The sequence below is a fragment of the Brenneria sp. g21c3 genome, from assembly GCF_040240345.1.
Taxonomy (GTDB): domain Bacteria; phylum Pseudomonadota; class Gammaproteobacteria; order Enterobacterales; family Enterobacteriaceae; genus Brenneria.
In genome coordinates this window covers 226368-250468 of sequence record NZ_JBEIAB010000002.1, presented here as the reverse complement: position 1 = coordinate 250468, position 24101 = coordinate 226368, and the positions used below count along the sequence as shown (strand labels likewise).

The 24101-nt window shown below is 55.2% G+C and carries 22 protein-coding genes, 1 pseudogene and 1 riboswitch; of the genes and pseudogenes, 20 read left to right on the top strand and 3 right to left on the bottom strand.

All coding sequences use genetic code 11. The annotated features are described in order from the left end of the window. Nucleotides 1-77: 77 nt before the first annotated feature. From ABRZ28_RS03860 to ABRZ28_RS03835, 6 genes are all read left to right on the top strand, one after another. Nucleotides 78-503, top strand: coding sequence for a PTS sugar transporter subunit IIA (locus tag ABRZ28_RS03860; RefSeq protein WP_330519535.1), 426 nt, complete (start codon nt 78-80; stop codon nt 501-503). Next, complete coding sequence (locus tag ABRZ28_RS03855; protein ID WP_330519534.1) at nt 500-991, top strand: PTS sugar transporter subunit IIB; 492 nt, start codon at nt 500-502, stop codon at nt 989-991. The genes ABRZ28_RS03860 and ABRZ28_RS03855 overlap by 4 nt, the downstream gene beginning before the upstream one ends. Nucleotides 992-1087: 96 nt before the next feature. After that, nucleotides 1088-1882 carry a PTS mannose/fructose/sorbose transporter subunit IIC gene (locus ABRZ28_RS03850; RefSeq protein WP_330519533.1) on the top strand — a complete coding sequence of 265 codons (795 nt, stop codon included), beginning with the start codon at nt 1088-1090 and terminating at the stop codon, nt 1880-1882. Nucleotides 1883-1892: 10 nt separating this feature from the next. Beyond that, nucleotides 1893-2723 (top strand): PTS system mannose/fructose/sorbose family transporter subunit IID, encoded by an 831-nt coding sequence (locus ABRZ28_RS03845; RefSeq protein WP_319604774.1) that lies wholly within the window; start codon nt 1893-1895, stop codon nt 2721-2723. A 27-nt stretch (nt 2724-2750) separates the two neighbouring features. Next, entirely contained in the window at nt 2751-4001 is a 1251-nt protein-coding gene (locus ABRZ28_RS03840; protein WP_330519652.1) for a zinc-binding dehydrogenase, read from the top strand. Nucleotides 4002-4064: 63 nt separating this feature from the next. Beyond that, nucleotides 4065-4895 (top strand): shikimate 5-dehydrogenase, encoded by an 831-nt coding sequence (locus ABRZ28_RS03835; RefSeq protein WP_330519532.1) that lies wholly within the window; start codon nt 4065-4067, stop codon nt 4893-4895. Between the two features lie 200 nt (nt 4896-5095). Here the strand turns inward: ABRZ28_RS03835 and sgrT are convergent, their stop codons facing one another. Beyond that, nucleotides 5096-5260, bottom strand: coding sequence for a glucose uptake inhibitor SgrT (gene sgrT, locus ABRZ28_RS03830; protein ID WP_330519531.1), 165 nt, complete (start codon nt 5258-5260; stop codon nt 5096-5098). Nucleotides 5261-5350: 90 nt separating this feature from the next. Between sgrT and sgrR the strand changes: the two genes are divergently transcribed. The 8 genes from sgrR to ilvN all read left to right on the top strand — a co-directional run bounded on the left by sgrR (nt 5351) and on the right by ilvN (nt 16421). After that, nucleotides 5351-7009 (top strand): HTH-type transcriptional regulator SgrR, encoded by a 1659-nt coding sequence (sgrR, locus tag ABRZ28_RS03825; protein ID WP_330519530.1) that lies wholly within the window; start codon nt 5351-5353, stop codon nt 7007-7009. Nucleotides 7010-7050: 41 nt separating this feature from the next. Beyond that, nucleotides 7051-7169, top strand: a riboswitch (TPP riboswitch). 94 nt (nt 7170-7263) lie between these two features. Further along, complete coding sequence (gene thiB, locus ABRZ28_RS03820; RefSeq protein ID WP_319604775.1) at nt 7264-8250, top strand: thiamine ABC transporter substrate binding subunit; 987 nt, start codon at nt 7264-7266, stop codon at nt 8248-8250. Beyond that, on the top strand, nt 8226-9836 hold the full coding sequence (thiP, locus tag ABRZ28_RS03815) for a thiamine/thiamine pyrophosphate ABC transporter permease ThiP (protein WP_330519529.1): 1611 nt from the start codon (nt 8226-8228) through the stop codon (nt 9834-9836). The genes thiB and thiP overlap by 25 nt, the downstream gene beginning before the upstream one ends. Then, nucleotides 9820-10467, top strand: a complete 648-nt coding sequence (gene thiQ / locus ABRZ28_RS03810) for a thiamine ABC transporter ATP-binding protein ThiQ (protein WP_330519528.1) — start codon at nt 9820-9822, stop codon at nt 10465-10467. The genes thiP and thiQ overlap by 17 nt, the downstream gene beginning before the upstream one ends. Nucleotides 10468-11290: 823 nt before the next feature. Further along, complete coding sequence (gene adhE, locus ABRZ28_RS03805; protein ID WP_330519527.1) at nt 11291-13975, top strand: bifunctional acetaldehyde-CoA/alcohol dehydrogenase; 2685 nt, start codon at nt 11291-11293, stop codon at nt 13973-13975. Between the two features lie 266 nt (nt 13976-14241). Continuing rightward, complete coding sequence (gene ivbL, locus ABRZ28_RS03800) at nt 14242-14343, top strand: ilvB operon leader peptide IvbL (RefSeq protein ID WP_319604648.1); 102 nt, start codon at nt 14242-14244, stop codon at nt 14341-14343. A 115-nt stretch (nt 14344-14458) separates the two neighbouring features. Further along, nucleotides 14459-16123 (top strand): acetolactate synthase large subunit, encoded by a 1665-nt coding sequence (gene ilvB / locus ABRZ28_RS03795; RefSeq protein WP_330519526.1) that lies wholly within the window; start codon nt 14459-14461, stop codon nt 16121-16123. A 4-nt stretch (nt 16124-16127) separates the two neighbouring features. After that, complete coding sequence (ilvN, locus tag ABRZ28_RS03790; protein WP_319604650.1) at nt 16128-16421, top strand: acetolactate synthase small subunit; 294 nt, start codon at nt 16128-16130, stop codon at nt 16419-16421. Between the two features lie 193 nt (nt 16422-16614). Here ilvN and hutI read toward each other — a convergent pair whose 3' ends face one another. Both hutI and hutC read right to left on the bottom strand, forming a co-directional pair. Continuing rightward, nucleotides 16615-17877 carry an imidazolonepropionase gene (hutI, locus tag ABRZ28_RS03785; protein ID WP_330519651.1) on the bottom strand — a complete coding sequence of 421 codons (1263 nt, stop codon included), beginning with the start codon at nt 17875-17877 and terminating at the stop codon, nt 16615-16617. A gap of 180 nt (nt 17878-18057) precedes the next feature. After that, the gene (gene hutC / locus ABRZ28_RS03780) at nt 18058-18858 is read right to left on the bottom strand and encodes a histidine utilization transcriptional repressor HutC (protein WP_319604651.1); all 801 of its coding nucleotides are present in this window, start codon (nt 18856-18858) and stop codon (nt 18058-18060) included. A gap of 242 nt (nt 18859-19100) precedes the next feature. On the opposite strand from hutC, the gene ABRZ28_RS03775 reads away from it, so the two are divergent. The 6 genes and pseudogenes from ABRZ28_RS03775 to hutH all read left to right on the top strand — a co-directional run bounded on the left by ABRZ28_RS03775 (nt 19101) and on the right by hutH (nt 24058). Next, nucleotides 19101-19304 (top strand): hypothetical protein, encoded by a 204-nt coding sequence (locus tag ABRZ28_RS03775; protein WP_330519525.1) that lies wholly within the window; start codon nt 19101-19103, stop codon nt 19302-19304. Continuing rightward, nucleotides 19301-19408 (top strand): annotated as a pseudogene (locus ABRZ28_RS03770) (HutD/Ves family protein); the annotation flags it as partial. The gene ABRZ28_RS03775 and the pseudogene ABRZ28_RS03770, both read left to right, overlap by 4 nt. 308 nt (nt 19409-19716) lie before the next feature. Beyond that, a complete protein-coding gene (locus tag ABRZ28_RS03765) occupies nt 19717-20697 on the top strand; it encodes an ABC transporter substrate-binding protein (protein WP_319604653.1) in 981 nt (326 codons plus the stop codon). 17 nt (nt 20698-20714) lie between these two features. Then, nucleotides 20715-21596: an ABC transporter permease gene (locus ABRZ28_RS03760; protein WP_319604654.1), complete on the top strand. Its 882-nt coding sequence runs from the start codon at nt 20715-20717 to the stop codon at nt 21594-21596. Beyond that, nucleotides 21596-22381, top strand: coding sequence for an ABC transporter ATP-binding protein (locus ABRZ28_RS03755; RefSeq protein ID WP_330519524.1), 786 nt, complete (start codon nt 21596-21598; stop codon nt 22379-22381). The genes ABRZ28_RS03760 and ABRZ28_RS03755 overlap by 1 nt, the downstream gene beginning before the upstream one ends. A gap of 126 nt (nt 22382-22507) precedes the next feature. After that, on the top strand, nt 22508-24058 hold the full coding sequence (gene hutH / locus ABRZ28_RS03750) for a histidine ammonia-lyase (RefSeq protein WP_330519523.1): 1551 nt from the start codon (nt 22508-22510) through the stop codon (nt 24056-24058). The last annotated feature ends 43 nt before the right edge of the window (nt 24059-24101 follow it).

The following is a 24101-nucleotide window of genomic DNA, read 5'->3' as shown; positions in this document are numbered from 1 at the left end:
TGTTCAAATAATGATTATCGTCACGGATGGGTGCGACTATCTCGCCGGCGGCAAAATCCGCGGTTAGGAGGCTGAAGATGACCACTCCCGTGATCCTATGCGCCCATGGCAAGCTGGCCCCTGCGCTGCTTGATTCGGTCAATATGGTGTACGGCGCAACCGGGCCGATCCACCCGCTGATCTTCAGTAAAGGGCAAAATGCCGATGACATCATGCGCAACATGCAGCAAATCATGGCGCAGTTGCCGCCGCAGCCGTGGCTGATTGCCGTCGATCTATTTGGCGGCAGCCCATACAACGCCGCCGCGATGCTGGCGCTGAAAAATCCGCAGTTGGAAGTGATTACCGGCATCTCTCTGCCGCTGTGCCTGGAGATAGCCGACAACCAGCAGGGAATGAGCGCCAGACAGTTGGCCGTACATCTAACGGAGATCGGCAAGGCGTGCGTCTGCTCTTTGCGCGATCTGCACACCTGTGAAGAAGAAGAGGCGGATTTCCAATGAAAATAAAATTAGCCAGAATCGACGATCGCCTAATCCACGGTCAGGTCACCACCGTTTGGGCCAAAGAGGCGAAGGCGGAACGCATCATGATCTGCAACGACGATGTTTATCACGATGAGCTACGCAAAACGTTATTAAAACAAGCGGCTCCTCCGGGGATCAAAGTTAACGTGGTGAATATTGAAAAAGCCGTGGCCGTTTATCACAACGAAAAATATGCCAACGATACGGTATTTTATTTATTTACCAATCCGAACGACGTACTGCGCATGGTTAATGCCGGCGTAAAAATTAAAAAAATAAATATCGGCGGTATGGCTTATCGTATCGGCAAAACACAGTTAACCAAAGCCGTCTCGCTGGATAAACAGGATGTTGATGCTTTTCAGCAATTGGCATCCGCCGGGGTTGAATTGGATTTACGCGTCGTCATTTCCGACCCACCGATAGATTTTATTAATAAGATTAACGCCGTTGAATTCAGTTAACGCTTAACCAAACGCTTTATTTCATCACCGACAGCGTTTCATGTCCTCGCATGAAACATGGGGTTGTTTTACACAAAATAAGTAAGGCGCACCATCATGGAAATAAGCATCGTACAAATTATCCTGATATTTATTTTTGCCTGTATTGCCGGAATGGGCAGCGTATTGGATGAATTCCAGACGCACCGCCCGTTGATCGCCTGCACCGTCACCGGATTAATTCTGGGCGACATGACGTCCGGCGTGATCCTCGGCGGCACGCTGGAACTGATTGCGCTGGGCTGGATGAACATCGGCGCGGCGCAATCACCGGATTCCGCGCTCGCCAGTATCATTTCCACCATTCTGGTCGTCGTCGGCCACCAAAGCATCCCCACCGGTATCGCCATTGCGCTGCCGGTAGCGGCAGCCGGACAGGTGCTGACGGTGTTCGCCCGGACTATTACCGTCATTTTCCAGCATGCCGCCGACAAAGCGGCGGAAAAAGCCAACTTCGCCATGGTCGATCTGCTGCACATCTCCGCGCTGGGCGTACAAGCGCTGCGGGTCGCCATTCCGGTGCTGTTTGTCTCGATATTCGTCAGCGCCGATATGGTCAGCCAGATGCTGAGCGCCATCCCGGAAGTCGTGACGCGCGGTCTGCAAATTGCCGGCGGGTTCATCGTGGTGGTGGGTTACGCCATGGTACTGAACATGATGGGCGTCAAATACCTGATGCCGTTTTTCTTCCTCGGGTTCCTGGCCGGCGGCTACCTCAATTTCAGCCTGCTGGCCTTCGGCGGCGTCGGCCTGATTATCGCGCTGATTTACATCCAACTGAATCCGAACTACCAGCCAGCACGCCGCGCCCCGCAGGAACACGACCAGCGCTTAGACGAACTGGAAGATTAGGAGAACGATGATGGAAAATTCACCAAAACGCTTAACCCGCGCCGATCTATTCAAAATGTTCCTCAGATCGAACCTGCAACAGGCGTCGTTTAACTACGAACGCATTCACGGTCTGGGTTTTTGTTACGACATGATCCCGGCCATCAAACGTCTGTATCCGTTAAAAGAGGATCAGATCGCGGCGATGAAACGCCATCTGGTGTTTTTCAACACCACGCCTGCGGTGGTCGGTCCGGTACTGGGCGTAACGGCCGCGATGGAAGAGTCGCGCGCCAACGGCGCCGACATTGATGAGGGCGCAATCAATAGCCTGAAGGTCGGCCTGATGGGGCCGCTGGCCGGGGTCGGCGATCCGCTGGTGTGGGGTACGCTACGGCCAATCACCGCCGCGCTGGGCGCTTCGTTGGCGCTCGGCGGCAACGTCATGGGGCCGATACTGTTCTTCCTGATCTTCAATCTGGTGCGGCTGGCGTTGAAATGGTTTGGTCTGCAATACGGCTTTAGCAAAGGGGTAGATATCGTCAAGGACATGGCGGGCAACCTGCTGCAAAAACTGACGGAAGGCGCTTCAATCCTCGGCCTGTTCATTATGGGCGTATTGGTCACCAAGTGGACCACCATCAACGTGCCGCTGGTGGTATCCGAAACGCCCGACCCACAAGGCCAACCGGTCGTGATGACGGTACAGAACATCCTCGACCAACTGTGTCCCGGCTTGTTGGCGCTAGGGCTGACGCTACTGATGATGCGCTTGCTGAAACGCAAGATAAACCCGATCTGGCTGATTTTCTCGCTGTTTGGGCTTGGCATTTTCGGCTACTGGCTCGGCATTCTTTCTTAATCTTTCACCTGCGATGATGAGGACATGATGAAAACGACCGCACTGCGCCTGTATGGTAAAAACGACCTGCGTCTGGAGCAATTTGAATTACCGGAAATGGCTGACGACGAAATTTTAGCGACCGTCGTCACCGACAGTATTTGCCTCTCTTCCTGGAAAGAGGCCAATCAGGGGGCTAACCATAAAAAGGTGCCGGATAACGTGGCGGAAAACCCGATTATCATCGGCCATGAATTCTGCGGCGATATCCTGCGCGTCGGTAAAAAATGGCAGCACAAATTCAAGCCCGGCAGCCGCTATGTTATCCAGGCCAATCTGCAACTGCCGGATCGCCCGGACTGTCCGGGCTATTCCTTTCCCTATATCGGCGGAGAAGCGACACATGTACTGATCCCCGATGAGGTGATGGCGCAGGATTGCCTGCTGGCTTATCAAGGCGACAGCTACTTCGAAGGCTCTCTGGTTGAACCGCTGTCATGCGTCATTGGCGCATTCAACGCCAATTATCACCTGACCGCCGGCGGCTATGATCACACGATGGGCATCAAACCGGGAGGCAATCTACTGATTCTGGGCGGCACCGGACCAATGGGGCTGCTGGCGATCGACTATGCGCTGCACGGCCCAATCCAGCCACGGCGTCTGGTAGTAACCGATCGCCATGAAGAAAAGGTCCGTTATGCCGAACATCTGTATCCCGCCGATAATAATACGCAGGTGAACTACATCAATGTGAAAACCTTAGCGGACCAACGCGGTTATCTGCTTGGTTTGACCGAGGGCGCTGGCTATGACGACATCTTTGTCTTCGTGCCGTCTGAGGAATTGGTCGCCCTCGCCTCTTCGCTGCTGGCCCCCGACGGCTGTATGAATTTCTTCGCCGGCCCACAGGACAAATCATTCAGCGCGCCCATTAACTTTTACGATATGCACTATGCATTTACCCATTATGTCGGCACGTCCGGCGGCAATACCGCAGACATGCGCGCCGCGGTGAAACTGATTGAGGGTAAAAAGATCGATGTCAGCAAAGTGGTTTCTCATATACTGGGTCTGAATGCTGCGGCGGAAACCACGCTGAATCTTCCACAAATTATTGGCGGAAAAAAGTTGGTCTATACCGGGAAATCCCTTCCGCTGCTTAGCCTGAGGACGTTAGCTCAGGCACCGCAGGAGACGGAATTTACCCGGCAATTGCAGGTGTTGCTGCGCGAAAATGACGGTCTGTGGTCGAAAGCCGCGGAAGATTTCGTGCTCAATCAGGCGCCAGCCATCTGAATCCGCCGCTATTGGGCGTAGGCTGAAAGGCATAGATGCCTGTCAATGTACTGAGGAATCCCCATGAGTCGTGAAATTAACAAAGATACTCAACTGTGCATGTCATTGTCGGGGCGTCCCGGCAATTTCGGCACCCGGTTCCATAACTATCTGTATCAGGAACTGGGCCTGAATTTTATCTACAAGGCCTTTACCACAAAAGATATACAGGCGGCGGTGGGCGGCGTGCGGGCATTGGGAATCCGTGGTTGCGCCGTGTCCATGCCGTTCAAAGAGCGCTGTATCCCTTTTTTAGACCAGTTGGATACTTCCGCCAAAGCGATTGAATCGGTAAACACCATCGTCAATGACGATGGTTTCCTTCGCGCCTACAACACCGACTATATCGCCATCGCAAAACTCTTGGATCAACACCAGGTGCCGCCAGCGACAACCTTTGCTCTACGCGGCAGCGGCGGCATGGCAAAGGCGGTCACCGCGGCGCTACGCGATGCGGGATTCAAAAACGGATACATCATTGCCCGTAATGAAGCCACAGGCAAAGCGCTGGCGACACAATATGGCTATACCTGGCAACCCGAAGTGGGCGTTTTACCGGTGGAGATGATAATCAACGTGACGCCTATCGGTATGGCGGGGGGAGAGGAATCCGAACAGTTGCCGTTTGAACCCGCCACCATCGATGCCGCGAAAATCGTATTCGACGTGGTGGCTTTGCCGGCGGAAACCCCCTTGATCCGTTATGCGCGGCAAAAAGGCAAGCAGGTGATTACCGGGGCGGAAGTGATCGCGCTACAGGCGCTGGAACAGTTTGTGCTGTACACCGGCATACGTCCAACCGACGAGCAGCTCGCCCGGGCCGCCGCCTACGCGCGCGGGGAAGCCGTCGAGTAGGCGGCGGGACGGCTGTCGATTCCGCCATAATTTCAGCGCGTTGCTTAATGACAGCAACGCGTTGGATGCGTATGTATTGCCGCTGACCGCGCTTTATTGAACAAGCATAAAAAAAACCAGCGGAAGATCCGCTGGCTGGTGAAATGCACCATTACTCAGAATTATTCTTTAACTATCACTTATCGCTCGGCGACTTACCCTTAAATCCAGTGCCGATAGGCATCTTCCGGCATTTCCTCGATTTGCCACTGCGTCGCCTGCTGCAATAACGCCAGCCGCTGTTGAGCCGATATCCCGCTTAACCATTTAGATTTGCCCGCAGCAAGATAGGCTTGATAGAACAGATACAATGACGAAACTTTCATAATCCACCTCCCCGCTTTCATTGCATAAAAGTATCAACGTAATATAAGGAAAGATAAATTGATGACTTTAGCGCGGGGAGTTCCTCTTTTATGTCTTCATCTCGTCTGCAACAACAGTTCATTCGCCTGTGGCAGCGCTATCAAGGGCAAACCACCGAAACGACGCTGCAAGAGCTGGCAGGAGTATTAAGCTGTTCCCGCCGCCATATCCGCTCGCTGCTCGGGGCGATGCAAAAACAGGGATGGCTTATCTGGCAGGCGGAAGCCGGACGGAGCAAGCGTTCGCGGCTTACCTTCATCTATACCGGGCTGGCGCTGCAACAGCAGCGGGCTGAAGACCTGCTGGAACAGGACCGCATCGATCAACTGGTGCAACTGGTGGGCGATAAAGCGACCGTACGACAGATGCTGCTTTCGCACCTTGGCCGCAGTTTTCGTCAGGGCAAACACATTCTGCGTATTCTTTATTATCGTCCGCTGCGTAATCTGCTGCCGGGATCGGCCCTGCGTCGCTCGGAAATGCACATTGTCCGTCAGATATTCAGCGGACTGACCAACATAAATGAGGAAAACGGGGAACTAAAACCTGATTTAGCCCATCACTGGCAAATGTTGTCGCCGTTGCACTGGCGCTTTTATCTGCGCCCTTCCATTCGTTTCCACCATGGTCGGGAACTCGCGATGACGGACGTCATTACCTCGCTCACCCGGCTCGCCGAGTCCCCGCTGTTTTCACATATCGACAAGGTGACCTCCCCCATGCCGTTTGTGATCGATGTCCGACTGACCAGTTCCGACGACTGGTTGCCGTGGTTGCTTGGCAGCGTGTCGGCGATGATTTTGCCGGAAGAGTGGCGCACCCTGCCTGATTTCGCCCGAAATCCTGTCGGAACGGGTCCGTACGCAGTCACGCGCAATAATGATAATCAATTGAAAATAAAAGCATTTGATGACTATTTCGGTTATCGGGCGCTGATTGATGAAGTCAATATCTGGGTGATTCCCGACGCGACCGAGATGTACCCCTACTCCCTGCATCTGGAATCAGATGATTCGTCCCATAATCAGTTGGAAAGCCGCATGGAGGAAGGTTGTTATTTCCTGCTGTTCGACAGGCGTTCGGCGCAGGCCGGCCAATTGGCCGTGCGCCGCTGGCTGTGTCAGATATTCAATCCCATAGCCCTGCTGCGTTATGCGGATCTTTCGCACCAGCGAGACTGGTCGCCGGCTTATGGTCTGCTGCCGCGCTGGCATCACCGGAACCATATCGAACCCCAGGATAAACCCGACGATCTGAAGCGGATTACCCTGACAATCTACCGGGAACATCCTGAATACAAGGTGATCGGCGGCCTCATGAAAAAGGTGCTGGCGGAACAGGGCGTTCAACTCGATTTACAGACGGTCGGTTACCAAGAATGGTACCGCGGCGAAGCGGAAAGCGACATCTGGCTAAGCAGCAACAACTGTTATCTACCGCTGGAGTTCTCGCTGTTCGCCCTGTTTTACGAACAACCGCTGATACAACATTGCCTTAATGAAAATCTGTTGCAGGATGCCGCCCTGTGGCGCAACAAGGCGCTGCCCATGGCCGAATGGAGTGAAAAACTGGTCAGCGACAGCGAGTTGCATCCGTTGTTTCACAACTGGCTGCAACTTGAGGGGCAACGCAGTATGCGCGGCATCCGCATGAATACCTTAGGCTGGTTCGACTTCAAATCCGCCTGGTTCGCGCCGCCGGAAAACTAGGCTTCTTGCTTTCACAACTATCTATAAGTCTTTACAATAGAGCGTTCTCAGCGGGGTGCGGAAAACGTTTAACGCCTGTGCGACTCGTTTTTCGCTGAGAAAATACCCGTCGAACCTGATCCGGTTAATACCGGCGAAGGGATTTGAGAGTGCTCATCGCTGACTCAAAGACCTTTGCCACCCTATGACGACAGGAGTGCAAAGTGTTAAATATCGCATTACGCAAACAATCGCGGTTCCCGCGTTCAACGTCAATATTGAAAAAAATCCTGCCCTGCCTGTTGCTGGTGTCGGCTTCCTCGTTCGCCAAGCCGGCGCTGACGGTTTATACCTATGATTCTTTCGCCTCGGAGTGGGGACCCGGACCGGTCATTAAAACCGCCTTTGAAAAAGAGTGCGAATGCGAGCTGAATTTTGTCGCGCTCGCCGATGGCGCCGCACTGCTGAACCGCCTGCGCATGGAAGGGAAAAACAGCAAGGCGGATATCATTCTGGGGCTGGATAACAACCTGTTGCAGGCGGCGGAACAGACCGGGTTATTCACCAAACATAATCTGGATACCCAGGCCGTCGTTGATGTCCCCGGCGGCTGGGACAATGCGACGTTTATCCCTTACGACTACGGCTACTTCGCCTTCGTCTACAATAAAGACCGGTTGAAAAATCCGCCCAAAAGCCTGCATGAACTGGTCGACGGCCCTGAACCCTGGAAAGTGATTTATCAGGATCCGCGCACCAGCACCCCAGGACTGGGCCTGCTGCTATGGATGCAGAACGTGTACGGCGAGCAGGCGCCGCAGGCATGGCAAAAGCTGGCTAAAAAAACGGTCACCGTGACCAAAGGCTGGAGCGAAGCCTATGGGTTGTTCCTGAAAGGCGAAGCCGATCTGGTGCTCAGCTATACCACTTCTCCGGCATACCACATCATTGAAGAGAAGAAAGACAATTACGCGGCGGCGGATTTCAGCGAAGGGCATTATCTGCAAATTGAAATCGCCGGACAGCTTGCCGCCAGCAAGAATCCGGCGCTGGCGAAACGCTTTATGCAGTTCATCCTGACCCCCGCCTTCCAGCAGGCGATCCCCACCACGAATTGGATGTATCCGGCGATCAAAACCGATCTGCCGGCCGGGTTCGCCAATATCGCCATTCCCGCCAAAGCGTTGCAATACAGCACGCAACAGGTGGCAGAACAGCGCAATAACTGGATCCAGGAATGGCAGCGCGCGGTCAGCCGCTGAGTGCCGGCAGTCTGTGGCCGGGAGGACTGGCCGCAGCCCTGCTCATTACGGTGGCGACGCTGGCTTTCGGCGCCTTATGGCTACAGGCGCCGGAAAGCCAGTGGCAAACCCTCTGGCATGACAGCTATTTATGGCATGTCGTCCGCTTCACTTTCTGGCAGGCGTTTTTATCTGCCCTGCTCTCCACCATCCCGGCGATTTTTCTGGCCAGAGCGCTTTATCGCCGGCGCTTTCCCGGCCATCGTCTGCTCTTACGCCTGTGCGCCATGACGCTGGTGCTGCCGGTGCTGGTGGCGGTTTTCGGCCTGCTGAGCGTATATGGTCGTCAGGGATGGCTGGCGCATCTACTGGAGATCGTTGGCCTGCCGTACCCTTTTTCCCCTTATGGACTACAGGGCATTCTACTGGCGCATATTTTCTTCAACCTGCCGCTGGCGACCCGTCTGCTGCTGCAATCGCTGGAGGGCATCGCCACCGAGCAGCGTCAACTGGCCGCCCAGTTGGGCATGAACGGCTGGCAGCACTTTCGCATCGTCGAATGGCCCTCGCTGCGCCGGCAGATCCTGCCGGTGTCCTCACTCATTTTTATGCTCTGCTTCGCCAGTTTCGCCACCGTGTTATCCCTGGGCGGAGGCCCGAGGGCGACCACCATCGAGTTAGCGATTTATCAGGCGCTGAGCTTTGACTACGATCCGTCGCGCGCCGCGCTGCTGGCGCTGATTCAGATGACGTGCTGTCTGGGGTTGGTGCTGCTGAGTCAGCGTCTGGGGCGGGTTCTGCCGGTTGGCGGCACGCAGCAACTGGCGTGGCGCAACCCGCAGGATAGTCTGTTCAGCCGGGTATGCGATAGCCTGCTGATCGGCGCGGCGTTACTCCTGATCGTACCGCCGCTGCTGGCCGTGGTGGTCGACGGGGTAAATCCTTCCCTGTTCGCGGTATTGCAACAGCCCGCGCTGTGGCAAACCTTATTCACCTCGCTGCGTATCGCGCTGGCGGCAGGCGTCATTTGCGTCATCCTGACGATGATGCTGCTGTGGAGCAGCCGGGAGCTTAAGCTGCGTCAGCGACAGTTTTATGGTCAGTTGATGAACCTGAGCGGCATGCTGATCCTCGCCATGCCCGGTATCGTGCTGGCGACCGGTTTTTTCCTGTTGCTGAACAATACCATCGGGTTGCCGACGTCGCCTTATGGGTTGGTGGTGATGACCAACGCGCTGATGGCCATTCCTTATGCGCTCAAAGTGCTGGAAAACCCCATGCTGGACGTCGCCGAACGCTATAACCGACTCTGTCTGTCGCTGGATCTTCGCGGTTGGCAACGGTTAAAAATCATTGAGTTACGAGCGCTGAAACAGCCGCTGGTTCAGGCGCTGGCGTTTGCCAGCGTGCTGTCTATCGGCGATTTTGGCGTCATCGCCCTGTTCGGCAATGAACAGTTCCGCACCTTGCCTTTTTATCTTTATCAGCAGATTGGCGCCTATCGCAGCGTTGACGGCGCCGTCACCGCATTGCTACTGATGTTGCTCTGCTTTACGCTGTTCACCCTCATTGAAAAACTGGCGGATCGCGATGATCTTTCTCGATAAACTGACCTATCTCTATCAAGACTTTCCCATGCGCTTTGACTTAAACGTTCAGGCTGGGGAACGTATCGCGATACTTGGCCCCAGCGGCGCCGGGAAAAGCACCTTGCTGAATCTGATCGCCGGTTTTTTGATCGCCGACAGCGGCGAGTTACGCCTGAATGGGCAAGATCACCGCCATACGCCGCCGTCGAAACGACCGGTCTCCATCCTGTTCCAGGAAAACAATCTCTTTCCCCACCTGACGCTGGAAAAAAATATCGCGCTGGGATTGCACCCCGGCCTGCGGCTTAATGCCGGACAGCGTGAAACGCTGCAAGAGATTGCCCAACAGGTCGGACTCACCGAACTCCTCAACCGCCTGCCGTCGCAAGTGTCCGGCGGCCAACGCCAGCGCGCCGCGCTGGCGCGCTGTCTTGTACGCCGCCAGCCAATTTTGCTGCTGGATGAACCCTTTTCCGCGCTCGATCCCGCACTACGGCAGGAAATGCTGCAACTGCTGGAGAAAATCTGCGATGAACGTCAACTGACGCTGCTGATGGTGTCGCACAACCTGGACGATGCCAACTATATCGCCAGCCGGGCAATAACCGTGAATAACGGCTGTATTAGCGACAGTCGCCTGACAGATTAACCCGTTTATTATTTATTCCCGGCATAACTATTCTCAGCATTCACGCTAAAGCATGGCGCTCAGGAATGTATATCGGGAGTATTTTGTGACATGGCGCGTCACAGCTCGCGCCATACTGTGATCTATCCGGTTATTCTGGGAAAAAAATTGAATTGATGCGTGAAACAAGACAGAAAATAAAATAAGCTACTAAATAATCAATATTGATAACATAAATATTACTTACGGCACTAATGAGAGGGCTGTCACAAATAATAGCAATGAAATCTTATTTTTTGTTAAAAAACAAATATCCATTTGATTTTACTATTTATTTATATGAGAGAATCAAAAGAAACATCGTATCGCCCTTATATTACCGATCCTGTTTTCATTATTTTTTATTGCCTTAGGGGAAATTTAACCACATCGCATCAGTATTACTTACAACTTATTTTTTACATAAAAATTAATTTTAATTAACACAAAAACAACAATTACTTTGATAGAGATTGATAATAAAAGATCTGTTTTTCTCTGATGTCATAGCTATTCGCAATAGCAACATTGAAATAATAAGCCTGCTATTGTTAATTGCCGCTCAAAATAAAGAGTCGTCAGTCAACAGCATCGCCAGCCATATCGTTGTTATCAATCTCAATCAAAGTCACCAATTTGATACGGAATATATTTCTCTCGGCATGCGTTTCCAAGCCTATGCCGTAGAGGTGGAAGCAAGAGCCCTGGCAAGAGTATGCGGTACGTTGTTATCAGCCTCATGGGCTCTTGTCGCCTTATTCAGGGAAAGCCCCTGGCACGATATATTGCTAAATTGGAGACCACCATGGCCGTTACACAAATTGATGATCTTGATTCCTTGGTTGCCCGGGTGAAAAAGGCCCAACGCATTTATGCCGATTACACGCAGGAACAGGTGGATAACATCTTCCACGCCGCCGCGCTCGCCGCCGCCGCCGCACGCATTCCGCTGGCGAAAATGGCGGTGGAGGAATCGGGTATGGGCGTCGTGGAAGACAAAGTGACCAAAAACCACTTCGCCTCCGAATACATCTACAACGCTTACAAAAACGAGAAGACCTGCGGCATTCTGTCGGAAGACGACGCCTACGGCACCATTACCATCGCCGCCCCCGTCGGTCTGATCTGCGGCATCGTCCCCACCACCAACCCAACCTCCACCGCGATTTTCAAAGCGCTGATCAGCCTGAAAACGCGTAACGGCATTATCTTTTCGCCGCACCCGCGCGCGAAAAACGCCACCAACAAAGCGGTGGAGATCGTCCTACAGGCCGCGGTCGCCGCCGGCGCCCCGGCGGATATCATCGGCTGGGTTGCCGAACCCACCATCGAGCTGACCAACCAGTTGATGCACCATCCGGACATCAACCTGGTTCTCGCCACCGGCGGACCGGGCATGGTGAAGGCGGCCTACAGCTCCGGGAAACCCGCTCTGGGCGTCGGCCCCGGCAACACGCCGGTGGTGGTGGATGAAAGCGCCGACGTCAAACGCTTCGTGGCCTCCATTCTGATGTCGAAAACCTTCGATAACGGCATGATCTGTTCATCCGAGCAGTCCGCCATCGTCGTCAAAAGCATTTATGACGAAGTTCGTGAGAATTTCATCGCTCAAGGCGGCTATATTCTGCAAGGGCAAGAGCTGGCCGCCGTGGGGAATATCCTGAGGAAAAACGGCGGGTTGAATGCCGCCATCGTCGGCCAGTCAGCGGTGAAAATCGCCGAGATGGCCGGCATCAGCGTCCCGCCGGATACCAAGGTGCTGATCGGCGAAGTATCCAAGGCTGACGAATCCGAGCCCTTCGCCCACGAAAAACTGTCCCCCACGCTGGCGCTGTATCAGGCGCAAAATTTCGGCGAAGCGGTCGATATCGCCGAAAAACTGCTCAATATGGAAGGCGTCGGCCACACCAGTTGTCTGTATACCGATCAGGATAATAATTCCCATCGCGTGCTCTATTTCGGCGAAAGAATGAAAACCTCCCGCGTACTGATCAACTCGCCGACCTCCTACGGCGGTATCGGCGATCTGTACAACTTCAAGCTGGTGCCTTCTCTGACGCTGGGCTGCGGCTCCTGGGGCGGCAACTCCGTATCGGAAAACGTGGGGCCGAAGCACCTTCTCAATATAAAAACCGTAGCCAAGCGAGCGGAAAATATGTTGTGGCATAAACTTCCCAAATCCATCTATTTCCGGCGCGGATCGCTTCCCGTCGCACTGGCCGAAGTGGTGCGCGATGGCGCGAAACGCGTATTTATCGTCACCGACCGCTTCCTGTTCAACAACGGCTATGCCGATCAGGTGATCTCGCGTCTGAAAAAACACGGCGTCGCCACCGAAGTCTTCTTCGAAGTGGAAGCCGACCCGACGCTGAGCATCGTGCGCAAGGGGACGGAGCAGGTAAACGCCTTCAATCCGGACGTGATCATCGCGCTGGGCGGCGGCTCGCCGATGGATGCGGCCAAACTGATGTGGGTGATGTATGAGCACCCGGAAACCCGCTTCGAGGATCTGGCGCTGCGCTTTATGGATATCCGCAAGCGTATCCACACGTTCCCGAAAATGGGCGTCAAAGCGCGGATGATCTGCATTCCCACCACCTCCGGCACCGGTTCCGAAGTCACGCCGTTCGCGGTCGTGACCGATGATGTCGCCGGGATAAAATATCCGCTGGCGGACTATGCCTTGACGCCGGATATGGCGATTGTGGATGCCGATCTGGTGATGAGTATGCCGAAATCGCTGTGCGCATTCGGCGGTCTGGATGCCGTCACCCATGCAACGGAAGCCTATGTGTCGGTGCTGGCCAATGAATTCAGCGACGGGCAAGCCTTGCAGGCGCTGAAACTGCTGCACGGCAATCTGGTCACCAGTTATCAGCAAGGCGCGAAAAACCCGGTGGCGCGCGAGCGAGTGCATAATGCGGCGACTATCGCCGGCATCGCCTTCGCCAATGCCTTCCTGGGCGTGTGCCACTCCATGGCGCATAAGCTGGGCTCGGAATTCCATATTCCGCACGGGTTGGCCAACGCCATGCTGATTTGCAACGTCATTCGCTATAACGCGACCGATAAGCCGACCAAACAGGCGACCTTCAGCCAATACGGTTATCCGCAGGCTCGCAAACGCTATGCGGAAATCGCCGATTATCTTGCCCTCAGCGCGCCCGGCGACGATGTAGGTCAGAAAATTGACAAACTGTTGGCCTGGCTGGAAGAAACCAAAGCGGCGCTGGATGTGCCGGCCAGCATTCGCGACTTCGGCGTGCAGGAAGCGGATTTCCTGGCCAAAGTGGATAAACTGTCCGAGGATGCGTTCGACGACCAGTGTACCGGCGCCAACCCGCGCTATCCGTTAATCTCCGAACTGAAGCAGATCCTGTTGGATACCTACTACGGTCGCGCCTACGGCGATATCGCCGCCAGTGCGGCTAAACAGGCTGATGAGTCCAAGTCCACGACCAATGGCAAAAAGGGGAAAGCGAAAAACTGATGATTAACGTCTGCAATTAACCGCTATGGGCTTATGTGGAATCGCGCATAAGCCCATAGCTAACGCATTCCCTTGCAGCCCATTGCCTTTTCTCTTACTCAGTATTTAGGCGTCATGCCTCATCCCAGCGCGTTTTTTCATTCTCACGCGACGGTCAGCAAATGTGATCCAGCATAAATTTTCACTTTTTATCCCCTATGGGGGTTGTGTCTTTTTCACAAGTCATGTTTATATAAAGCGGTTATCAAATAATTAACCGGATCCCCATGAGACACCCATCCTCCACTTCAGCACTACTAAGCACCGCGCATGTCGACGCGGTCGTCGTCGTGCGCGTGGTCGTGGTGGTCGTCGGCAGCGCGCCGTAACGGGTCCGAATCAAAGCAAAGATTCCCAAACCCCGCCGGCGCAAGCCGAGCGGGGTTTCTTGTTTCTACCCTCCCCGCTCCGCTACCCGCACCGGCTCTGATGAAGGATATGATCATGCGTTATACAGGAGCTCAGTTGATCGTTCGGCTGATTGAACGGCAGGGCATCACGACAGTGGCGGGTATTCCCGGCGGCGCCGCCCTGCCGCTTTATGATGCCCTCGGCCAGAGTAAAACCATTCGTCATGTGCTGGCCCGACATGAACAGGGCGCCGGCTTTATGGCGCAAGGGATGGCGCGAACCAGCGGACGCGCCGCGGTGTGTCTGGCGTCCAGCGGGCCAGGCGCCACCAACCTGCTGACCGCCATCGCCGACGCCAAACTCGACTCGATTCCGCTGGTCTGCATCACCGGACAGGTCTCTTCCTGCATGATCGGCACCGATGCCTTTCAGGAAGTGGATACCTACGGTATTTCCATCCCGGTGACCAAGCATAACTATCTGGTACGGGATATCAGAGATTTACCGCGCGTCATTCCTGAAGCCTTTCGTATTGCCGAGTCAGGCCGCCCCGGCCCGGTATGGATTGATATTCCCAAAGACGTGCAAACCGCAGAAATCGAGCTGGCTGAACTTCCGGCGATCGCTCAGCACACCGCGCCGCCGACTATCGACACAGGGAAAATCGAACAAGCCGCGGCAATGATTAACGCAGCGCAGCGTCCGGTGCTCTACCTGGGCGGCGGCATCATCAACGCATCGGCGCATGAGCAGGCGATCCGGTTAGCTGAGCGCGCCGGCTTGCCCACCACCATGACGCTGATGGCGCTCGGCGCCATGCCGGCCGATCATCCGCTGTCGCTGGGCATGTTGGGCATGCACGCGGCGCGATCAACCAATCTGATCTTACAGCAGGCGGATTTGTTGATTGTGCTGGGCGCCCGCTTTGATGACCGGGCGATTGGCAAGGCCGAACAGTTCTGCCCGCAGGCCAGTATTATCCACATTGATATCGATCCGGCCGAACTGGGTAAAATCCGGCAACCGCACGTCGCGCTGAATGCGGATGTCGCACAGGCGCTGGATCAATTACTGCCGTTGATCGCGCCCCGACAGCGCACAGGCTGGCGTGATGCGGTCAGCGCGTTACAGCGCGAGTTTCCTTTCAGCATGCCGGACGCAGACAACCCGTTGAGCCATTACGGTCTGATACGGGCTACCGCGCAGGCGTTGACCGATGACGCGGTGATCGCCACCGACGTCGGCCAGCATCAGATGTGGGTCGCGCAATCCTATCCGTTGCGCCGGCCGCGCCAATGGCTGACCTCCGGCGGGCTGGGAACCATGGGCTTCGGCTTGCCCGCCGCCATTGGCGCCGCGCTGGCCGAACCGGAACGCACCGTGGTTTGCTTTTCCGGCGACGGCAGCCTGATGATGAATATTCAGGAAATGGCGACCGCCGCGGAAGCCGGGCTGAACGTTAAAATCATTCTGATGAACAACCAGTCTCTTGGTCTGGTGCATCAACAACAAGAGCTGTTCTTCCAGCAGCGCATCTTTGCGGCCGATTATCCCTACCGCACCAACTTTCTGGCCATCGCCGCCGGTTTCGGTTTTGCCGCCTGCGATCTGAATGCCGCGGAAGATCCGCGCGCCGCGCTGTCTGAAGCGTTGAATCGCCCCGGTCCCGCGTTGATCCATGTACTCATCGATGCGAATGAAAAAGTTTATCCGATGGTGCCGCCGGGCGCCGCCAATATCGATATGATTGGAGACTAATACCATGCCGAATCAATCTACTTCAACCCAGGTGACGCTGGAGCTATCGGTACGCAACCATCCCGGCGTGATGTCCCATGTATGCGGGTTATTCGCCCGTCGGGCGTTTAACGTTGAAGGCATCTTATGTATGCCGCTGCCCGGCGGCGATGAAAGCCGGATCTGGCTGCTGGTGCAGGACGATCAGCGACTGCAACAGATGATCAGTCAGGTAGAAAAGTTAGAGGATGTGCTTCAGGTACGCCGTCACGGCGATGAAATGCGTATCTTTGATCAGGTATCGGAGTTTTATCGCTAATCGGCAACAAACGAGCGCGGGGGAAAACCGTACCGTTGCGGGTTCAGCCAATCAGTATCTGAAAGCGGGAGCGCGCATCGTTCAGACTGCCGGCACACGCCTGACTTCCGCTGTCAGGCGTGTGCCGGCATAAGGAATACTGTGCCGGCGGGAGAAATGGCAAGGTTCGCAGTAATGTTGGATGTCAGCGGGTTCATGAACGAACGGCGCCTCGAACTTCTCCACGATAGATAACGGTACAGGGCAACTGACCGCCCAACCAGTAAGCCAGTTCAGCCGGACGCGACAACGGCCAGTGAATAAAATCAGCAACTTTCCCGGCTTCCAGCGTACCGTGGGAGTCCTGTAAACCGAGCGCACGCGCAGCGTGACAGGTGATCCCGGCCAGCGCTTCCTCGGGCGTCAGACGAAACAGCGTACAGCCCATATTGAGCATCAGGCGTAGTGAAAGCGCGGGAGAGGTGCCTGGATTGGCATCACTGGCCAATGCCATCGGCACTTTATGCCGACGGAAATGATTGACCGGCGGATACTGTGTTTCCCGCAGCAAATAATAGGCTCCCGGCAGTAAAACGGCGACGGTGCCGCCGGCAGCCATCGCTTTGGCGTCTTCTTCGGTCGCATATTCCAGATGATCGGCCGATAACGCGTGATGCCGCGCGGCCAGTGCGCTGCCATGCAGGGAGGAAAGTTGTTCCGCGTGCAATTTAACGGGTAAACCTAACGCTTGTGCCGCATTGAAAACCCGCTCAACCTGTTCAGGCGAGAAGGCCAGATGTTCGCAAAATGCATCAACCGCATCCGCCAGTTTTTCTCTGGCGACGACAGGCAACAATGTCTCGCAAATCAGCTGTATATATTCATCCGCGTCCCCGTTGAATTCAGGCGGCACAGCATGCGCGGCAAGACAGGTGGATTTCACCTCAACCGGCAGCATAGCGCCCAGCCGACGGATCACCCGCAGCATCTTGAGCTCGTTTTCCACGCTCAGCCCGTAGCCGGATTTAATCTCAACACAGGTCACGCCTTCGGCCAGCAGCGGTTGCAGCCGAAATAACGCCTGAGCCAGCAATTGGTCTTCGGTTGCCTCACGAGTCGCATTAACCGTCGATAAAATTCCGCCGCCTGCCGCTGCGATTTCCGCATAACTCACGCCGTTCAGTCGCTGTTCAAACTCCGCGCTGCGGTCGCCACCAAAAACCAGATGCGTATGGCAATCGATAAATCCCGGCGTGATGATCCCGCCGTCGAATTCATGCAACCGTGCGCCGGGGAACGCCGGGCAATCCGCCGCGCTGCCGAGCCAGACGATTTTACCGTCGGTAACGGCAATCGCACCGTTTTCGATCAGGTTGTAATGCCCGTCCTGCATGGTCACAAGCGTGGCGCCTCGCCATATACTGTCACAGCGGGAAGGCAACGCTGCGGAAAACTGAGGGGATAACGCGACCGGCATGACGGACTCCAGGCTGAATTCATCTTGTATAGACAACTAAAGTCAACCTAACGCATAACCGACAAACCAGCAAGGCGGCCAGCGATAGTTTTTTCTTATTACGAAACATCCGGCAAAATGTAAACCGGGGGATACGGCCTTTTCAGGCCGCGATTGGGGTAGGCAGGAAGGAGAAAAACATCAGCCGTGGCTGGTGAACCGCCCAAACAACTGATAGCGGGAGCCTGGATAAATCAGGCGCGCGGAGGTCACCACACGGCTGCCGCTCCAGGTGCGGCGATGGATCAGGAGGCAAGGCTCATGCTCGTTCAGGTGCAGCAACTCGCGCTGCTCATCACTGGCGCTGATCGCCTCTACGCGGTGTTCACCCGCGGTCAGGGGCGCAATCTCCATCAGATAGGCATAGGGCGTCTGTTTTTTCATTACCTGTCGCAGGTAGTCCGGCGCGGTTGCTGGATTCACGAAACGATCTTCGATCTGCACCGGTACGTTATTTTCGTAATGCACAATCTGCGAATAGAACAGCGTGTCGCCGGTAGCGATCCCCAATTGCAATGCCTGATCGGCATCTGCGGAGCGCGCTTCGCAAACCAGAATCTGACTGTCATGACGATGGCCGCGCTGGGCGATTTCATCGGCGATGTTATGCACTTCCAGCATCGGCGTGTAAGCCTTGGCTTCGGCAACAAACGTACCGACGCCCTGCATACGGATCAGAAAACCTTCGCTGGTCAGTTCACGCAGTGCGCGGTTGATGGTCATCCGGCTGACGCCCAGTTCGTTTACCAGTTCGCTTTCCGAAGGCACGCGCTGATGCGGTCTCCAGACACCTGCGCGGATCTGGCCAACGATCGCCTGCTTCACACGCTGATAAATTGGCGCGGGGGCAGCGCTCATCGCGGCAGACAGTTCGGACAATGTCTGCCGGGACACGCCCTGGTGCGCAGCACCATTTTGCGAAAGTGGTGTGGACTCCGACATGTCTTTTACCTCGCTCTATGAATATTCACAGGTATTTCAAAAAATTCCCTGAACGCCCGCGTGTCCTCCAGCAGAAAACGGACGGAAAGTGCGTGACGGAAAACTAAATTGATAAAAAGGGTTATTGCAAGTCTACAGCGCAATCAGGCACATGTATATGTATAGACAAGTCGGATAGAGGTGTTGTCATTGTCGTCATAAAATCCCATTTATGTTTCTCCTTGCTGACCAGGAATGCTGTCATGCCTGCTTATTTTGCTTCATATGACTTACTCGCTCAAGGCTGGGCGCACGATGTGCATCCGAACGCCGATGCTGCCGGAATACTTGCCGCCGTGACGCTTGAGCAAGCGTATCAGGTACTGGCGAACATGGCGAATGACATCGCGGACGCGGCGGCTGATTTCCTGCGCCTGCCGGATCCGCTCGCGGAGGATGCGGCATGAAGGGCTGGCGGCATTTCAACTTTGCCGCTCTTCCGGTCAGCCCATGGCGCAACGGCGGCGGCGAAACCCACGAGATCTTCAGTTGGCCTGCGGGCAAAAGCGAAGAAAACCTCCTCATGGCCGCACAGCAAAACCATAGCCTTTTGCTGTGAGCATCGATCACGGACGGAGTCCGCCGCAATGTTGCGCCAAAATGGAGCAGACGACGCACCGAATTAATTCATCAGACGAACAAAAAACCGCACATGGGACGCAAAACCTGAAGTAAAACGGCGATCTTCAAACTGGCATATAGTTTGCTTAAACCTTGCCGACTTACTTGTATAGACAAGAATATACAGTGGCGTGATTTGCCGGCTGCTTTCACAGCAACAGGCACTCGCCGAGACAGATACTTTGGCAGGAGTGGCAGATGAGCAACATGAATTCCAGAGCGGTACTGAGACGTTCGTTGTCTTTGTTAGGGCTGGCGGCGACGCTGGGCAGTATGACCGTCGGCGCGGCGCAGGCTGCTGATACGCCGGTTGCTATTGGTATTTCAGGATGGATCGGCTTTGCACCGCTGACGCTGGCGGATAAGGCTGGCATTTTCAAAAAGAACGGTCTCGACGTCACCCTGAAAATGGTGCCGCAGCAGTCCCGCCATCTGGCGATTGCCGCGGGTTCATTGCAGTGCGCGGCGACCACCGTCGAAACCTATTTAACCTGGAACGCCAGCGGCGTGCCGGTCAAACAGATTGTGCAACTGGATAAATCCTACGGCGCCGACGGCATCGCCGTGCGCAACGGCATCAACAAAATTACCGATCTGAAAGGCAAAACCATCAGCGTTGATGCGCCGGGAACCTCCTCCTACTTTCTGCTCGCCTGGATCCTGGATAAAAACGGCATGACGATGAAAGACGTCAAGCTGGCGACATTGGGCGCCGACGCGGCCGCACGCGCTTTCATTGCCGGGCAGAACGATGCGGCGATGTCATACGAACCTTACCTGTCCAATATTCGCAACAGCCCGGACAAAGGCAAAATTCTGGCGACGACGATCGAATATCCGGCAGTGACGGATACCCTTGGCTGTACGCCGGCCTGGCTGGATAAAAATCCAACCGCCGCGCAGGCGCTGGTTAACAGCTATTTCGAGGCACTGGATATGATCAGGAAAGAGCCTGAAAAATCCTATGAAATCATGGGCGCCTCAGTCAAAGAAACCGGTAAGCAGTTTGCGGAAAAATCCAGTTATCTGCGCTGGCAGGATCGCGATGACAACCAGAAATTTTTCAGCGGCGAAATCGTGACCTTCAGCAACGAAGCCGCACGCCTGATGACTGAGATGAAAATCCTGCGTAAAACGCCGGACATCAATACGTTATACGATGCGCAATACATTAAATAGCCATGAAGGACCAAGACATGAACAGTCCTGTCCGTCAGCCGGCGGAACATTCCGTTAGTACGCAGCCAGCCTTACGCGAGCCGGCGCCGTTGCCGGCAAGCAAAAAAGTCTGGCATAACCCGATGATGGTGCCTTTACGGCCAGTCGCTTTACAGCGTCGCTGGTTCCTCGGGTTCTGTTTCTTTGTCCTGTTTTTCGCATTTTGGGCGTTGATCACGTTTACCGGCTTCGTTTCGCCAACGTTCCTCGCCAGCCCGGCCAGTATGTTGCAGGAAGGCGTTTTACTGTTTACCGAGTTCGATTTCGCAACCGACATCGCAATGACGGTGATGCGTGTGCTGGGCGGTTTTATTCTGGCCAGCGCTATCGCGATACCGCTGGGCATTCTGATGGGTTCATACAAACTCATTGAAGCGTTCTTTGAGCCGTTTGTTTCATTCTGTCGTTATCTGCCTGCTTCAGCGTTTGTTCCGCTGCTGATCCTGTGGGCGGGTATTGGCGAGATGCAGAAAATTCTGGTGATTTTCATTGGTTCTTTCTTCCAGATAACCCTGATGGTGGCGGTGACTGTCGGCGCCGCAAGACGAGATCTGGTTGAAGCGGCTTATACGCTGGGCGCGACCAATCAGAGTGTGGTGCGCAGGGTGATCATTCCCGGCGCCGCGCCGGAAATCGCCGAACTGTTGCGGTTGGTGCTGGGTTGGGCGTGGACTTACGTCATCGTGGCGGAACTGATTGGTTCATCAAGCGGTATCGGTCATATGATCGTCAACAGTCAGGCGCTGCTCAATACCGGACAAATGATCTTCGGCATTATCGTGATTGGGTGCATCGGTTTGCTGTCCGATCTGTTGTTTAAAGCGGCCAACCGTCGTCTGTTTGTATGGAGTTCGCTGTAATGAGATATCCCAAACTGAGCATCCGTCAGGTGGAGCGCATTTTCAGCGGTCCGAAAGGCGAGCAAACCCAGGCGTTGCTGCCGGTGAATTATCAGGTCGATGAAAATGACTTCATCACCATCCTCGGGCCGTCGGGCTGCGGTAAATCCACGCTGTTGCGCATCGTCGCCGGGCTGGATCAACCGACGCACGGCGAAATCTGGCTTGATGGCGCACTGGTCGACGGCCCGGGCGCTGACCGCGGCATGGTATTTCAGAGCTATACCTTATTCCCGTGGCTGACAGTCGAGCAGAACATCCGCTTCGGTTTGCAGGAGCGCGGCGTCGGTAAAGCGGCACAAAAAGAGCGTAGCGATTACTTTATCAACAAGGTCGGGCTGCGTGGTTTTGAGCGGCATTTTCCGCGCCAGCTTTCCGGCGGCATGCAGCAACGTACCGCGATAGCCCGCGCGCTGGCGAATGATCCGAAAATTCTGCTGATGGATGAACCCTTCGGCGCGCTCGACAACCAGACCCGCGTGATGATGCAGGAACTGCTGCTGTCGATTTGGGAATCGTCCCGCAAGACCGTGCTGTTCGTGACGCACGACATTGACGAGGCGATTTTCATGGCCAACAAAGTAGCGATTTTCAGTGCGCGGCCGGGGCGGATTAAAACCGAAGTCGCCGTTGATTTCCCGCATCCGCGTGATTATACCCTGAAAACATCGCCGGAATTTATGGCGCTGAAAGCGCGGATTACCGAAGAAATTCGTACAGAGACGATGCAGGCGCTGGAGCACTGATTTGCTCTCAGAGCACAAAATTGTGCGGTTTTAGCGTCAGGTCATGCATATATGCATAAACGCCCGGCGGGCTGAGTCCTTGGCCGGGGTTACTTCCAGCTCAAGTTGTCTATACAGGAATAGATTATGTCTTTTTCATCCACCGAATTAACCCGTTGCCGCCTGCAACCGGGTCATGTCGACCTGCCGATGCTGCGTAAGATTTATCAGGGCAATGTCCGCCTTGAACTGGTTGAGGAGGCGCGCGCCGGCATACTGGCGTCGCAGGAAACGGTCGCCCGCATCGTGGAGTCGGGCAAAGTGGTGTACGGCATCAATACTGGTTTCGGCAAGCTGGCGCAAACGCGCATTCCGGCTGAACGTCTGGCCGAACTGCAACGTAATCTGGCGTTGTCGCACAGTGTCGGTATCGGCAAAGATCTGGCGGATAACGTGGTGCGCCTGGTGATGGCGACCAAAGTTCTCAGCCTGTCGCGCGGACATTCAGGTATCCGTATCGAGGTGATCGATGCGCTGATTGCATTGTTTAACGCCGGGGTTTATCCGTGTATTCCTGAAAAGGGATCGGTCGGCGCTTCCGGCGATTTAGCCCCGCTGGCGCACCTGTCCCTGATGCTGATCGGTGAAGGTCAGGTTACGGTCAGAGGCGAAAAAATGTCGGCGATAGCAGGGCTGGCAACCGCGGGGCTGGCGCCATTTGAACTGGGTCCGAAAGAAGGTCTGGCGCTGCTGAACGGTACGCAGGTTTCAACTTCCCTGGCACTGTCCGGTTTGTTTGAGGCCGAGCGCGTATTTTCCGCCGGCCTGGTGGCGGGAGCGCTGTCTCTGGAAGCAATCAGAGGTTCGATTAAACCTCTGGACTCCCGCATTCATGAAGCGCGCGGCCAGTCGGGGCAGATTGCCGTCGCCGCCGCGTTAACCGATGTTCTGGCTGGTAGTGATATCGTCATGTCTCACGCCGATTGCGGCCGCGTGCAGGATCCGTATTCCATCCGCTGTGTGCCGCAGGTGATGGGCGCATGCCTCGACAACCTGCACCACGCCGCGCGCATTTTACGTATTGAAGCCAATGCGGCTTCCGATAACCCGCTGGTGTTTGCCGAAAACGGCGATGTGATTTCCGGCGGGAACTTCCATGCGGAACCGGTGGCGTTTGCCGCCGACATTATCGCGCTGGCCGTGTCTGAAATCGGTGCGATTTCAGAACGGCGTATGGCGCTGTTGCTCGATACCGGCCTTTCCGGTTTGCCGCCGTTCCTGGTCAACGACGGCGGAGTGAACTCCGGCTTTATGATTGCCCAGGTCACGGCAGCGGCGCTGGCGTCGGAAAACAAATCACTGGCGCATCCGGGCAGCGTCGACAGCCTGCCGACATCGGCGAATCAGGAAGATCACGTTTCGATGGCGACTTATGCCGCACGCCGTCTGGGCGACATGTGTTTCAACACCAGCGTGGTAGTCGGCATCGAAGCGATGGCTGCCGCGCAGGGCGTTGATTTCCACCGTCCTCTGCAAAGCTCGACGACGCTGGAAAATGAAATAAAAGCCATCCGTGAAAACGTCGCGTTCCTGGAAAAGGATCGCCTGATGGCGCCGGACATCGAAGTGATGCGCCGGTGGGCTTGCCGTGAACGCTGGCCGTCTGCGATTGAAGCGCTGCTGCCGAGCTTCGCCTGATAACTGTCTATTTATCACTTCCTGGCTATTTATAAATTTCTCA